This window comes from Paenibacillus sp. DS2015 (assembly GCF_050433705.1).
Taxonomy (GTDB): domain Bacteria; phylum Bacillota; class Bacilli; order Paenibacillales; family Paenibacillaceae; genus Paenibacillus_AQ.
On sequence record NZ_JBNPWS010000033.1, the window covers coordinates 22243 to 37937 of the forward strand.

General features: G+C 41.1%; 14 protein-coding genes. All 14 read right to left on the bottom strand.

The annotated features are described in order from the left end of the window. Positions 1–6: 6 nt before the first annotated feature. The 14 genes from J2T13_RS21575 to dinG all read right to left on the bottom strand — a co-directional run bounded on the left by J2T13_RS21575 (position 7) and on the right by dinG (position 15545). Positions 7–1122 (bottom strand): hypothetical protein, encoded by a 1116-nt coding sequence (locus J2T13_RS21575; protein WP_429374426.1) that lies wholly within the window; start codon positions 1120–1122, stop codon positions 7–9. Between the two features lie 33 nt (positions 1123–1155). Further along, positions 1156–1602 carry a hypothetical protein gene (locus J2T13_RS21580; protein WP_429374427.1) on the bottom strand — a complete coding sequence of 149 codons (447 nt, stop codon included), beginning with the start codon at positions 1600–1602 and terminating at the stop codon, positions 1156–1158. Beyond that, positions 1599–2192: an RNA polymerase sigma factor gene (locus J2T13_RS21585; protein ID WP_429374428.1), complete on the bottom strand. Its 594-nt coding sequence runs from the start codon at positions 2190–2192 to the stop codon at positions 1599–1601. The genes J2T13_RS21580 and J2T13_RS21585 overlap by 4 nt, the downstream gene beginning before the upstream one ends. 162 nt (positions 2193–2354) lie before the next feature. Continuing rightward, entirely contained in the window at positions 2355–3287 is a 933-nt protein-coding gene (locus J2T13_RS21590) for an EamA family transporter (protein ID WP_429374468.1), read from the bottom strand. 276 nt (positions 3288–3563) lie between these two features. Further along, entirely contained in the window at positions 3564–4256 is a 693-nt protein-coding gene (locus J2T13_RS21595; RefSeq protein ID WP_429374429.1) for a DnaD domain-containing protein, read from the bottom strand. Positions 4257–4273: 17 nt separating this feature from the next. Beyond that, positions 4274–5569 (bottom strand): asparagine--tRNA ligase, encoded by a 1296-nt coding sequence (gene asnS / locus J2T13_RS21600; RefSeq protein WP_429374430.1) that lies wholly within the window; start codon positions 5567–5569, stop codon positions 4274–4276. Between the two features lie 60 nt (positions 5570–5629). Further along, positions 5630–6835, bottom strand: coding sequence for an acetate/propionate family kinase (locus J2T13_RS21605; protein ID WP_429374431.1), 1206 nt, complete (start codon positions 6833–6835; stop codon positions 5630–5632). Further along, positions 6832–7704, bottom strand: a complete 873-nt coding sequence (locus J2T13_RS21610) for a 3-hydroxyacyl-CoA dehydrogenase family protein (RefSeq protein ID WP_429374432.1) — start codon at positions 7702–7704, stop codon at positions 6832–6834. The genes J2T13_RS21605 and J2T13_RS21610 overlap by 4 nt, the downstream gene beginning before the upstream one ends. Before the next feature lie 136 nt (positions 7705–7840). Then, entirely contained in the window at positions 7841–9340 is a 1500-nt protein-coding gene (locus tag J2T13_RS21615; RefSeq protein ID WP_429374433.1) for an AAA family ATPase, read from the bottom strand. Beyond that, positions 9333–9875: a hypothetical protein gene (locus J2T13_RS21620; RefSeq protein ID WP_429374434.1), complete on the bottom strand. Its 543-nt coding sequence runs from the start codon at positions 9873–9875 to the stop codon at positions 9333–9335. Before J2T13_RS21620 ends, J2T13_RS21615 begins: the two co-directional genes overlap by 8 nt. 272 nt (positions 9876–10147) lie before the next feature. Further along, positions 10148–10660: a DUF5590 domain-containing protein gene (locus tag J2T13_RS21625; protein ID WP_429374435.1), complete on the bottom strand. Its 513-nt coding sequence runs from the start codon at positions 10658–10660 to the stop codon at positions 10148–10150. A 36-nt stretch (positions 10661–10696) separates the two neighbouring features. Continuing rightward, positions 10697–12004, bottom strand: coding sequence for an amidohydrolase (locus J2T13_RS21630; RefSeq protein WP_429374436.1), 1308 nt, complete (start codon positions 12002–12004; stop codon positions 10697–10699). Then, positions 11973–12644, bottom strand: coding sequence for a redox-sensing transcriptional repressor Rex (locus J2T13_RS21635; RefSeq protein WP_429374437.1), 672 nt, complete (start codon positions 12642–12644; stop codon positions 11973–11975). The genes J2T13_RS21630 and J2T13_RS21635 overlap by 32 nt, the downstream gene beginning before the upstream one ends. Before the next feature lie 39 nt (positions 12645–12683). Continuing rightward, positions 12684–15545 (bottom strand): ATP-dependent DNA helicase DinG, encoded by a 2862-nt coding sequence (gene dinG / locus J2T13_RS21640; RefSeq protein WP_429374438.1) that lies wholly within the window; start codon positions 15543–15545, stop codon positions 12684–12686. Between the last annotated feature and the right edge of the window lie 150 nt (positions 15546–15695).

Consider the following 15695-nt stretch of genomic DNA (forward strand, 5'->3'; position numbering starts at 1 on the left):
TAGCGATTAGCGTCGCCCTCTACTTTCCTGTTTCGTCTTCGTCTTGTTGTTGTCGAGTAGCAATTTAATTCCACCTGCAAGGAGTAGTAGGGATACAATAAATGTTCTCAAATAGGTTCGTACCCTGTACTCAATATGCCAGCTAGGAAATCTGGATTCTAACAGTGGAATAATTAAAGAGCTACTTATATAATATATTCCAAATACTAACAATACAACGCCTATCCATTTCCGATGATTCTCTATCCCCTCAATCAGGGGTTTATCCTGTAAAAATTCTTTTCCATAACGACTTAATTGCTGTAAGGCATCAAAGAAACTGAAGAACCAAATGACAGGAATGAGAAATAGAAACACGGAGAGTCTTAGAATATCTAGAATGTATATGGACCCCAGAAATAATATCATGAGTTGCAAACCTCTCTTCTGCAGCCCCATATACATATGTCCTGCACCTGGAAAGGCCGACAGCAATGTAGCCAATATTTTACTACGTTTACCTTCCTCACGGCTCGATTCAAATTCTTCAAATAAGGTTCTATCTACTAATACCTCTCCAGCTTGCTTACGATGTACCTGTTGAACCGCGTCAAACATACAATAAAGCCATATAATCGGCAACACGCCTAGAAACAGTAGAAATATTGACTGACTTGTTAACCCCGTCACGAACAGCATTATCGTCAGAAGACCGAAGAAAGCGACTAAGAAAGATAGCCCCCTCTGCATGAGACCCAATTGTAAATGTCCCAAACCAGGAATAAAAGACAACAAGATCGTATAGAAGCGTTCACTTTCTCCACTCTGGACACTGCGTTTATCATGTGGGGGTATACCATAATCCGATGACATCTCAGGTGTATAATCTGGCTGTTTAAGTAGTACAATCAGCAAATCAAGCATATTGATTCCCCAGAAGAACAATGCGGCTATAGCTGTAAAGAAAATAAATATCTCATCCTGACCCCCACTAGCAAAATACATCAGAAACCCCAGTACAATACTTCCTATGAATAGGAAGGGGTATATAACAGCTCTCCCTTTTCTCCCCAGATAGTAATGCCCTAGACCCGGAACTACATTTAACATTAAAGCTAACATCTTATTGTGATTAGGCTTCATATAACCCACCCTTTCCATTAATTTTCAAGATAATCACTTAAATTGATCCAACCAATTTATCGTTACATCCATCATCTGATTACTATAAGAGACACCCTCATAGATATCCTCAGTACTTAACCCAGAATTCATTACCTTATCGAATAGACCTGTAGACAGGAATACCCCTGTCAGACATGCAGCCACAGCATAATGGACGAAGGAGTGTTCATACCAGCGGCGCTTCGATTCCAATGATGTTGGAGCTTTAGAATACAACTCTTCGGGTAGCCCGTTCATGACCGTATCCGTGAATTGAGAGGGATATTCTAGCCCCGGAAGCTTCAATTCTTCACACGTTAGCAACTGCATATGTATTTCCAGTGACTCTGGATCATCCATCAAAAGGGCTTCCCAGATTTCTTGCTCCTCTTCACTAGATATTCCACTTATATAATTCTCAGCCCATATTCTTTTGGTACTGGTGGTCATATGATTCACTTCCATTCCTCCTCCTTCCATTTCTTACGAATCCACTGCTTCGCTCGATATAACTTGGACTCCACTGTATTCTTTGTTACCTGAAGCTCTTGGGCGATCTGCTCATAACTTTTCTCTTCTAGGTAATAAGCCGTCAAGACTTGTTTATGATTGTCAGGTAATTCGTTCAGTTTATCCTTCAGCAATCGGTGTTTCTCTTTACGAACAGAGAGCGATAATGGACCTTCCTCATTGGATGGTAGGGTCTCCATCTCAATCATTGATGTGATCGTGTGCTCACTATGCCTAGTTTTCTTACGTTTAAGATCAATAGCTTTATTCAAGGCGATTCTAGAAATCCAAGATTTGAAGCCTTGGGAGCGATACTGAGCAAGAGATCTATAGATCTGGATAAAAGTTTCCTGCGCAGCATCCTCGGCATCCTTGACGTCATGTAATACGGAATAGGTAATCTGAAAAATATGCCTACTATATTGATCCACGATGACACGAAAAGCTTCCGAATCGCCCTGGCGAATATTCTCTATAATGATATCCTCGTCAATAGTTCTCCTCTCCTTCCCAAAGTAATAGACGTACCCTATCTCCATTACACTGCATATTTATCAAAAAAAAGTTTCAACACCATTCTCGTGCTTGAAAACTGTATTGTGTTAAAAGATGACCGTTACTCGGATGGATTGTCCATGTTTGTTAAAGAAAGAACCAGTCAAACACAAAATGAAGTGTTAGACTGGTTCTTTCTTTGTAGCTTAAAGCTCTACCTTATGAAGTTGTGGTGCTGTATTGTCTGGCGCTCTTGTTGAAGAATTTCTTGTCCACATCGGTAGTAATTGTGGGGCCGCAATTCCGATTAGGACAACAATAATTCCAACCCAACGAAGCGGTGTTACATGTTCTTGTAGAACTAACACGGAGGCCACTACAGCTGATGGTAGTTCTGCTGCACCTAGAATCGTTGCTAGACCTGAACCTATTTTGGGGACACCGATAGAAAAGAAAATAACAGGAATAATTGTGCCCAGTAATGCTAACGGGATACCGAATTTCCAAAGTCCATCTGAGATTGTTCCGTCGTAAATAAACGAAGGAGAAAAAACGACCATAACAACGATCAATGCACTAGTAATCATATAGAAACTTTTATTAACAACAGGGACTTGTGTGGCTACTCTTCCGCTAACAAAGAAATATATTGCAAATGTCACAGCTGCCAATAGCCCGAAAAGGATACCACTAGTCGTGATTTCACCTTCACTAGGCTCAAAAACGCCCCCAGCTAATACTGTCCCGATAAGGAGTATTACCATCGATACGCACTTCTCTAGACTAGGAAATTTTCTTTCTACAACAGCTTCTAAAATAACACCAATCCAAGTAAATTGGAATAATAGTACAACCGCGATCGAAGCAGGCAACTGTTCAACGGCGAAACCGTAGAATATACCCGTTAAACTGATCGTAATTCCAGCTCCCAACAGTGAAGCCACGTGTTTTAACCCGAGTCTTTTTCGAGAAAACAACAAAACCAATAGTAACAAAATACACCATCCAAAGAAAAATTGACCCCCAACTAACTCCTGCATTGTAAATCCACTCTTAAATCCAAGCTTCATGATAGTTGATAGAACGCCATAACAACACGCCCCTATAAATACTAATAATGAGTATTTTAATAATCTGATATTCATCGTAAACCACTTTCCTTTCTTTTTAAAAGCCACAAATGACGTAAGAAAGCCCCCTGTCTAATAACGACAAGGGGCGATTAAACCAAAGATGATATCTCTGACAAATTTCCGCCACTCTACCCAAGGGTAGAGTTTGAGTTATTTATTTATAAGAATATTTGAAACAGAGATTCATCATATGATAGATTACATGTGATGTCAACTAGAATGATCTACCAATTAAAAAAGAACGTTCCCTTTACAAAGGAAACGTTCTTGAAATTGCTATGATTACGATCTTCCGCTACTGCGGAATTTTTGAGTATATGCTTTGGCATCCGTCACATTCTTGACCCGGTTGCGGCTCCACTCCAGTAAAATACGATCAATATATCGGAAATGTACCTTACCTGCAAATACAGCCTCTTTGAGTGCCATTAGAATAAGGTCATGAGGATATTTGTCCTGATCTAACCATCCGGATATCGTCTCACACTCCATTGGAGATAAAGGGCGTCCAAACTCCTTCTCAACAATGTTGAAGATGTTAGGCTCACCCTCAGGTTCTTCTGTAGAAGAATTACGTACTACAGGAGTTTGCTTCAACTTATTCTTGGCATCATTCGCCATACAGATACTAAGCTTCTCATAAAGACCTGAAACATTATAACGTTCATACTGAATACCTCGGTCCTCATCCACCTCTTCATCGATGCTTAAGAAACCATCCTTCATCAGCTTTTGTAAACTCAAAGATATCGCATGTGTTGTTCCTCCTATGAGCTCCTGCATATCTTCAAGCGTAGGGAATTCTTTCATCTCCACCTGCTTAAACGACATGAGATGCATCAATAAAAGAAGCTCGTGATCTTCCAGCTTTAATCTACGATAGTAACGGAACAGAGCATAAGGGAATATAGCTACGCCCGCTCCCATGCCTGATGAAGCTCCCTCTGCCCATGTTCTCCATCCAGTACTATCCATGAGCCTCACCTCTTAACTTAAGGATAAAGACGATATAACGTACGTGGGAAGGCAATCGTCTCCCTAACATGATCAAGTCCGCAAATCCATGCCACAGTACGCTCTAAACCGAGACCAAAACCGGAATGTGGAACGGATCCATATTTGCGTAAATCCATGTACCACTGGTATGCATCTAATGACAATCCATGTTCATTGAATCGTTCTTCCAATAACGCCTGATCATCAATACGCTGCGATCCCCCGATAATCTCACCATATCCTTCAGGTGCAATCATATCAGCACACAGGACAACTTCAGGCCGGGATGGATCAGGCTTCATGTAGAAAGCTTTGATACCTACAGGGTAGTGTGTGATAAATACGGGCTTATCGTAACTCTCCGCAATAGCTGTCTCATGTGGTGCGCCGAAATCGTCTCCCCAAGGAATATCAAACCCTTTTCCATGTAGGAATTCAATGGCATCATCGTAAGTAATACGTGGGAAAGGTGCCTGAATTTGTTCTAACTTCGAAATATCGCGGCCTACCGCTTCCAATTCAACACGACAATTCTTAACAACAGATTGTACAACATAACTGATAAAGTTCTCTTGTACACGTAAGCTTTCTTCATGATCTGTAAAAGCCATCTCGGGCTCGATCATCCAGAATTCAATCAAGTGACGACGTGTTTTAGATTTCTCCGCACGGAACGTCGGCCCGAAAGAATAGACTTTACCTAGCGCCATCGCAGCAGCTTCCATGTACAATTGACCGCTCTGAGTTAGATAAGCATCCTCATCAAAATATTTCGTATGGAACAGGTTTGTTGTTCCCTCTGCAGATGTTGGTGTAAGGATAGGTGGGTCTACTAACGTAAATCCATTATTATCAAAAAAAGCCCGAACTGAACGAATAATTTCTGCACGGATAACAAGAATTGCACGTTGTTTATTAGAACGTAGCCATAAATGACGATGATCCATTAAGAAATCTACACCATGTTCTTTCGGAGTGATAGGGTAGTTCTCAGTGATATGTATCACTTCGATTCCTGTTACCGTCATCTCATAACCAGATGTACTTCTTGGTTCTTCACGAATAATACCCGTCACATACAGTGAACTTTCTTGTGTTAGACTCTTAGCAGCGTCCCATACTTCCTCTGAAACCTCGCTCTTCACAACAACACCTTGAATATATCCGGTACCGTCACGCAATTGCAAAAATTGAATTTTTCCGCTTGAGCGTTTGTTGTTAATCCAGCTCCCGAGGGTCACTGTCTCGCCAACATGCTGATTCACTTCACGAATCACACTTTTAGTGGACATGTCTTAATCGCTCCCTTTTTAACGCATCTTCAATATAACGAAATCAAGATAAAAGTTTGTCTATTTATTTTCATTAACGATACGGTACGTGTCACGTGCAATGACCAATTCTTCATTTGTAGGAATGACCATCACTTTTACTTTGGAATTATTAGTTGAGATCAACCGAGGCTCACCAGAACGAATAGCATTCAGTGCATCGTCAATTTCTACTCCAAGATAAGTTAAATTCTCGCATACTTTTTCACGTACAATAATGGAGTTTTCACCAATCCCAGCAGTAAATACAATCACATCGACACCATTCATAGCTGCAGCATAAGAACCAATATATTTACGCAAACGATATTCGTACATTTCAAAAGCAAGCGTACAATTCGCATCGCCTTCCGCCATACCATCTGTTATTTCTCTCATATCACTACTAACACCAGATATCGCCAACAATCCACTGTGTTTATTAAGCATAGAGTTCACTTCATTCACAGTCAATTCCTCTTTATTCATGACAAACGGTACAATCGCTGGATCAAGATCTCCACTACGAGTTCCCATCATCAAGCCTTCTAACGGTGTCATACCCATAGACGTATCTATAGAATGGCCTCCTAGAACGGCAGTTAAACTTCCTCCGTTACCGATATGACAAGTAATAATCTTTAGATCTTCAATCGGTTGTCCAAGGAACTCAGCTGCAACTTGGCTAACATATTCATGCGATGTACCATGCGCTCCATAACGACGTACTTTGTACTTGTTATAAAGCACTTTAGGAATAGCATACAAATAAGCCTTCTCCGGCATAGCTTGGTGAAACGCGGTATCAAATGCTACAACTTGCGGAACACCTGGCATGTTCGTCTCAGCTGCACTAATCCCCATCATAGCTGCAGGATTGTGAAGAGGTGCTAGATCGAATAAGCGACGAATCTCCGATTTAACTGGACCATCAACAAGCGTAGATGCCTTAAATGATTCTCCGCCATGGACAACGCGATGACCTACAGCTTGTATCTCATCAATGGACTTAATAACACCATGTTCTTCATCAGTTAACATCGATAAAACTTTTCGAATGGCTGTGTTATGCTCCAGAATCTCTTTAACTTCTGTTACTTCCTCGCCGCCAGTAGGTTTATGAGTCATGATGGAAGAATCCATCCCGATTCTTTCTACAAGACCTTTTGCCAGAACAGACTCGTCTGTCATATCGTACAATTGATATTTCAAAGAAGAACTTCCTGAATTAATAACTAAAATATTCATACCCGGTCACCATCCTTGTCATACTTGAAGAATCCCTCACCTGTTTTAACGCCTAGATGCCCTGCACGAACCATCTTCTTAAGTATGGTGGACGGACGATATTTCAATTCACCAAATTCACGGAACATTCTTTCAAGAGCAGCAAGTACGGAATCAAGTCCGAAGCGATCCGCCATTTCTAGAGGTCCATTCTGGAATTGGTATCCTATACGCATAGCGTCATCGATATCTTCAGCTGAAGCAACACCTTCTTGAAGAATATGAAGGGCTTCATTAATTAATAAACAGATTAATCGAGAAGATACAAACCCGGGAGACTCATTGATCATGATTCCTTTTTTATTCACCACATCTTCTACGAAGTTTTTCGTTTCTACGAATGTGAGATCTGATGTCTTCAATCCACGAATAATTTCAACTAAATCAACTTTACCAACGGGATGGATAAAGTGCATTCCAATGACACGTTCAGGATACATTGTAGAACTTGCAAGCTCCGTTAAACTAAGTGAAGATGTATTGCTGGCAAGAATTATATTATTAGGACAGACCTGATCCAATTGAGAGAATACTTGTTTCTTTGCTTCAATATCTTCAGAAATCGTCTCTATGACCATGTCACATGTACCTAGCTCTGCGAAATGAACCACTTTAGTGATTCTGCTGAGAATAAGCTTCTTCTCAGCTTGGGTGATCCCCCATTTCTCGAGTTGTTTGTCGAGACTTATTTCAATCATATTATAAGAATAATCCAATTTCTCTGCAGATTTCTCAACTAACAATACATCAATGCCCTTTGCAGCTAGCATTTCTGCGATTCCTTGTCCCATCGTACCACCGCCGATGACACCTATCTTTTTAAATAACATGCGGTATGCAACTCCCTTTTTATGTCGTATATTCGGTATTGTACCCTGCTTATCGAAAAATACGTTATTCTCACTCCAACATATAATAATATCTTAGCACGGAACAAAAGTAAAAAAAAATAACCAGCATCATGTTTTATGCTGGTAAAAGTGAAGATTCACGAAATAGACAACGAAATTGATCCCCAGAGAGTGTTTCTTCCCCAAGTAGGATTTCAAGCGACTGATCGAATACGTTATGATGCTGTTCTAGAACATCTCGAGTTCGAGACATTAATGCTTCTAGCACCACATTATTCTCTCTCATGAGTTCTTCTGTGGTAACCATCTCTATGTTTATAATACCAAGTGAGGTCAGACCCGATTTCATCATCGTTTGGACAATATTCAATGCTTGTTCGAAATCATTGCTTGAACCCGTACTCCGTCCACCATAATATATTTCCTCAGATGCGGCTCCTCCTAGTGCAATCATGATCTGTTCTTCTAGGAAGGACTTTGTATAGAGATATTGCTCTTGCTGTGGATTATGACGTACATAACCAAGTGCTTGTCCACGTGGACTCAAGGCTACTTGGCTTACGCTCCCCGGTCGAACAACCTCTGCCATAATGGCATGTCCTAATTCATGAATCGCAACTCTTCTTTTCTCTTCTGTTGTCGATTCTCGATCCGTTTTTTCCCCCATCATCACTTTATCAATGGCCATAGAAATATGGCGCTGCTCTATCTCTTGTTTATCCTCTCGCATCATGTAGATTGCAGCCTCATTCATCACACTTTCGAGCTGAGCTCCGGAGAATCCGAAAGATTCCTCAGCTATCTTATCCATATTAACTGCCTCTGCGAGAGGTTTATTCTTCGCATGAATCTCTAGAATATGCTTGCGACCTTTTTTATCAGGAAGATCCACTTGAATGTGTCGATCGAACCGCCCTGGACGAAGCAGGGCACTATCCAACATTTCTTTACGATTTGTTGCTGCAATAAGAAGAATACGTGGACAATCGGAATTATATATACCGTCCATTTCCGTTAATAACTGATTTAAAGTCTGATCATATTCTCGCTGTTGCCCACCTTCACGTTTACCACCAATAACATCAATCTCATCTATGAAAATAACTGCGCTTTTCTTATTCTCTTTCGTTGCCTGATTACGGGCATCATGGAATAAGTCACGGATTCTTCCAGCACCAACTCCCACATACATCTCAACAAATTCACTACCTGATGCTGCTACAAACACAGAGTCCGTATATTGACTAGCTGCCTTTGCTAGCAAGGTTTTCCCTGTTCCTGGGGGCCCTGTAAGTAGAATCCCTTTCAATGGACGAATGCCAAATTTCTGAATTTCCTCATGTCGGATAAGAAAAGTGAGAGCCTCCATCAATTCTTCTTTGGGATGGTCCTGACCTCCAATTTCATCGAAGGTTAGTTTGCCTGGACCTTTCTTCTTCCGTTTCCGATCAGCAGATGCACCTACCGCAATCCCACCGCGCATCTTCATCAATGTCAGAACGCCTACTAACGCAACTACAAGGAGTACCGGAATAATATTCACGCCAATAAAGGCAAGGAAAATAAGAAGCACAGGTACGAAACCAATCAAAACTTCTTTAGTCCATCTAGGCATTGTTAAACACCTCCAATTTACCTGGATCACGAGGAAGAATAATGAATTTACTAGCTTTAGCATCTGTTGAACTAATCAAATTCACATACACATTTGTATCATCCATTTGGGTTGTCACTTTCACATCGCCTGAAGCCTGTGCCATTTCTTCTAGAGTCTTAGGGATATCTGTATAGCGTTTATTCTCCATAGCTTCAGCTACTGAAAACATCGCTTTCTCCCAGAACTCATTCAATATATCAGAGGAATAATCTACAACAACAAATTGAAGAGTACGGCTTCCAATCGATGACTTCCCTTCAGTCTTTAGTTGTTGAACAAGTCCTGGTAACTGCGTATTTGGTTTAATATCAAGTTTCAAAACAATCTTGTCATGCGTGATGTCCATTTGAGCGCTGTTAACTCCCTCATATTTGGTCACGATACTCTGTAAGGGACTTTGCAAAGTGATTTGCCGATAGAAAAACCATCCACCAAATAAAAGGGCACCAGAGAGGACGACAGTAATAATTATGGGTAATACACGTGGTTTCAACTAGTCATTCTCCTTTCATTTATAGACAGAAAACTTATTTTTATAAATAGATATATTATTCTTATACGAAATCGTATATCAATAATCTATGATAAAGTATATCACATCGTATATCAGATTTTGCAGGTAAAGTGTGGCTATATTTAAAATTTTATGTTTTATTATAGTCGTTATTGTCGAACCCAGTCGCATTCAGCGTTATCATTCCATCCATAAAAAACGACCGAGATTCCACGAAGGATATCTCGGTCATATTATTGTAAACCTCTTATTTATAGATTAGGTAAAGTATAGCGATCTCCTATGGGTGAACCATCTCTAAACTTATAAAAACGGTAATAGTAATGGTCCTTTTCAAAATAATACACTTGCCATACATATTCACCATAATACATTCCCGCTTGAATCCTGATTTCATCTATGCCCGGTAACTCACTTATGATCTTTGATCGGATTTGACCTTTGGATACGCCATTCTCTAATAACTCGCTGTGTACTGCATCCTGTTCCAAGGCGAGCTGATTATCTTCAGTGAATTGAACCCAGACCATAAGATCTCTCTGTTCGTTATCTTTACCTTCTATAACCCAAGAAATAGTGTCCCACACTGACTTCTGTGTATCCGTTACTTTTACTAGCTCTGTATTTTGTTTGGCAGCAGTGATCGCGAGCGCTTCCTGACTGTGTTGATCTTGAATGATATATATGTAATATCTATAAAGTCCAAACAATATCAGCAGAAAAATAACAACACCAAAAAAAAACCACTTTTTTTTGTTCTTCACTTGAACTTCCTTTCTCCGAGAGTGAGACCCCTGCTGTTAACGAGACAACAAGCCCTCGAATGCTAACTGTGCTTCACGACGAATGCGTTCTTCATCGAGCGTTAGACAAGCTCCGTGTTTCACAACCTGTTTACCATCAACCCATACATGTTCAACATCTTTAGCACTTGCTGAATATACAACATGAGAGATGAAGTCAGTATGAGGTAAGAAATGAGCTTGATCTGTATTTACAGCAATGAAGTCCGCTTTCATGCCAGGAGCAAGACTTCCTACACGGTCTAGGAATAGAGAATTAGCTCCATACACAGTACCCATACGTAGCGCCTCTGCCGCAGGAATGGCTGTTGGATCTCCCGAGATCCCTTTGTGTATTAATGCAGCTAGTCGCATTTCTTCAAACATATCTAAGTTGTTATTACTTGCCGCTCCATCGGTCCCTAAAGAAACAGTAACACCTGCTTTCAACAGATCTGTCACTCGTGCGATACCACTTGCGAGCTTCAAATTGCTACCTGGATTATGCGATACACCGACATTATTTTTAGCCAATATGTCAATTTCCTTATCGTTTAAGTGAACACCATGTGCTACCAAGGAAGGTCGTGTAAACATCCCTAACTTCTCTAAATGCTCCACGGGTCTGAGGCCATAATCATTCACATTCTGCTGGACTTCAGTCAACGTTTCAGACATATGCGTGTGCATAGGTAGATCTAAATCATGAGCCGCTTGTACAAATCTCTCAAAGAAAGCTGGAGGGCATGTATAAGGTGCATGTGGGGAAATCATCGTAGTGATCCTTCCATCTGCTTGCCCATTCCAATCCTTAGCGAAGGCAATGGCTTCTTTGATCTTTTCATTCTGAACTTCTTCAGAACATAGACCAATAACCCCCCTCATTAATACGGCTCTCATGCCAGAAGCTTCAACAACATTAGCCACTTGTCCCATATGGTCGTACATATCTAAGAAGGTTGTAGTCCCCCCCTTTAACATTTCCATGACAGACAAGGACGTTCCCCAATACACGTCTTCTGAAGTGAATTTCGCTTCCATTGGCCACATTTTTTCTTGAAGCCACACTTGAAGTGCTAGATCATCTCCATACCCTCTCAGTAATGACATTGCAGCGTGCCCATGCGTATTAACTAATCCAGGTAAAAAGAACAAATGAGTCCCATCAATCACGGGAATATCTTGTTCAACAGGGGGTGCTTGTTCTCCAATGTACGTAATGAGATCATCTTCAATAACCATATATCCTCGAATAACCGGTTGTACACTATTCGAAACAGCAAAGGTTCCGTTCTTAATGATCCACTTCGTCGGTGAGCTTGTCATCCATTTCTTCTTCCTTTCCGTTGTTCAAATAATAAGCTAGACTCAGCATATCTGTTGTAAAGTCAGCAGCATGAATCCGAATATAAGGAGGTGCTTTTAGAATTGTCGGTGCGAAATTCAATATCGCTTCGATGCCTGATTTAATCAGTTGGTCAGCTACGCTTTGTGCCTCATATGCCGGAACTGTAATGATCCCAATTCGAATGTTGTTATTAACAATTGTCGAATGAAGCTCTTCCATCGGTTGTACTTTTAATGTATTAATCTCTGTGCCTATTTTAGGTGTGTAAGAGTCAAACACAGCAATAATTTTCAAATTTTCTTTGAGATACGTATTGTAATTGGACAACGCTTGCCCCAAATTCCCGGCTCCCACCAATACCACATTTATTCGCTGATCAAGATTCAGAATATGGCGAATTTTCTCAATAAGATAAGCAACATCATATCCGATTCCTTTACGACCGAAATCACCGAAATAGGCTAAATCCTTACGGATTTGTGCAGGATTTAGTTCAAGCTTTTGACCCAATTCCTGCGAAGAGACAGTAGCAACTTCTCGGCTTTGAAGCTCCGACAGATACCTTAAATAGATAGGTAATCTGCGGACCACAGCTTCTGATATTTTCTCGGATTTCATTCTTGCTCCTCCTAATTATTGCTATAGAATCTCGCCGATTCAAGATGCCCCACCCTCATGTAGCCATTCAGATATCCGCGGAACCATCTGATTCATTGGCATGTGTTCCATTTTGGGGCCAGGTAGCGAGTACAGGAAATATTTACCGTAATAAGATTCTATAACGCGTGTATCATACACAATAACAATGCCTCGATCACTTGCTGTACGTACAAGTCTGCCAAACCCTTGCTTGAATCGAATCACCGCTTGAGGTACCGATAATTTCATGAAAGGATTCTTCTTCTGTTGTTGCAAAAGCTCACTTTTGGCCTCTACAAGTGGATGATTCGGCGGTTGAAATGGTAAGCGGACGATAGCAAGACAAGTCAACGCTTCCCCAGGTATATCTACACCTTCCCAGAAGCTACTCGTACCTAGCAACACAGAAGCACTACTATCTTGGAATCGGCGAATCAACTTACTTCGACTCCCTGTATCCACTCCCTGACCTAGGACAGTGATATCGCTAGTAGAGAGTGCTTGACGCAAGGGTTCGTGCACTTGACGAAGCATTCGATATGATGTAAATAATACGAGCATTCTACCCTTTGTCACCACGGCTGTATCTGCTAAAGATTTAACCAATGTATTTACGAAGAGCACATCGCCAATGCTCCCCTTCACACTCGGAAAGTCACGCGGAATCACGAGCAGTGCCTGGTCACGATAACGGAACGGCGAGGGTAATTGGACTGTCATTAATCGGTTAGTATCTGCCGCTTCCTGTAGGCCCAAGTTCTCGATCATATACTGAAATGACTTTTCAATCGAAAGTGTAGCAGATGTTAGTATAATACTTTTCTTCTTATCAAAGAATACTTCCTTTAACTGCTTACTCACATCTATAGGAACTGCGAACAATTGTAAGGACTTACTTCTGAAATGACCATTGGCTTCCATCCAATATACATTTCCTTCTTCTTTGAGTGACATGAAGAAGCGAAGATCCTCTTTCTCTGCATTCAGGTCCTTGAATAACCCACTGATATCTGTCACTAAGCTGTCTGAGTTGTACTCATCATGATCGTCTCTAAGTTCATTTATCATTTTCTCGCCTTTGCGAACCACATCGCTCAGGATCACATGTATCTGGTGCTCAAGCGCAGATAAGGCTTCCCAATCTTGTGGTTTCTTCGTAGGCTGTAGACGTAGAACGAACTGACCGGTATCTCCCGGTGCGGCATCACTACGTTCAGGCAGAAGGCTAAACAGCATATCACTAAGTCGATCCCAATGCTCCTTAACTTCAACCAAATCGCCACTTAATCTATCAATAAGTGAAGACCACTCAGAAGCCCGCTCATACCCTGAAGAGGAAATTTGCTGGCGTAAGGCAGGCAATTGCCCACTACGATTATCCTTGTACAGTCGTGTTAAGGTATGCACGATCGTGAAATATTTCATCTGAAGTCCCAGATGCTTACCAGCTACTTCTTCTAAGTGATGAGCCTCATCAATCACCAAATGTTCATACGCTGGTAATAGCTGATGCCCTGCCTTAATATCTGTAAAAAGCTTAGAATGATTCGTAATCACGACATCCGCAATTCCTGCCTCATGCTTCGCTCTATGATAGAAACATTTACGAAACCAAGGACAAGCACGACCTAAGCAAGATTCGGAATCACTGGCTACAGTTTCCCAGAAGTCGCCTCCTCGGCCACCTAAGTTCAGCTCCTCGTCGTCTCCTGTCAACGTCTGTGTTAACCATATTAACATTTGGGCAGCTATAAGCAGGTCTTCCTTGGGATTTGCAAAGTCCTTTTTATTTATTTTATGTTCAAATTTTCTCAAACACAAATAATGCTGTCTACCTTTAAATACAGCAGCCTTAAAAGGAAAAGGGACAACTTCTGTAAGTAAAGGAACATCACGTTCTCGAAGCTGATCCTGAAGATTAATGGTATGGGTGCTTACCATCACCTTTTGGTCGTTCTTGACACTCTGATATATGGCAGGAATCAAATAACCAAGTGATTTCCCCGTACCCGTTCCCGCTTCAATAATAAGATGTTTCTCGTTCTCTAAGGCAGTCATAACCTCACTGAACATAATGCTCTGTGATTCGCGCGCTTCGTACTGAGGCATAATTTCCCGCAAACGTTCTTCAATGCTAGCAAGATATTGTGGGAATTCCATCGTCCGTAATGGGTTATCTTCTAACTTATCACGTGGGGGTGCAATTTCATTCCAATCCTCCACAGCTAGTGCTAACTGGCGATAATAGGTTTGATTCTCAAGGTCCTGAGCCGGCTGTTTCTCCTTTTCTTGACATAATCCATCAAAGTACCAACCAAGGTCACTATCTTCGCTAGCAAAGAGCTCACTAAGCCGCTGTAATGTGATGAGTGGAAGGCTCCACAACTCATCAAGACATTTCAATAGAACGAGCGCCGTCGCGAGTGCATCGCTATCTGCTTGATGAGGCCGCTCATGCTGAATCTCAAAGTGAGAAGAGACCAATCCTAATTGATAAGTCGTCAAGGATGGGAAACATATTTTGAGAAAATCCATAGTATCAAGGATTCGTCCAGCATAGGGCAGATAACCACAACGATCCAGTGCATTCTGGAGAAATCCAAAGTCAAAAGCGACATTGTGACCTACCAGCACGACATCGTCTAGAAGTGGAACGAGTTCCATCATCATTTCTTCCAAAGAAGGAGCATCCGCTACATCTTGTTCAGTAATACCTGTCAAGCTAGTAATAAAAGGCGGGATGGGTATCCCGGGATTAACATAAGACCCGTATACACGGGATATGGTTTGATCTTCCTCAATGATGGCAAGTCCAACTTGAATAATTTCATCGGCGGACTGGTTGCCTGTTGTTTCAAAGTCCAGTACAGCAAATTTCATGATTAAGTTATCCCTTTCAATCCAGTCTCAATACCAGCATAACAGAAGATCACAATTTATTCACCAAGTAGAACGAAGCATCAGACGTTCACTCATAAACAGCAGCTATTTCTGTAATAATAATTAATCAAGAAGGATAAATATTTGTAA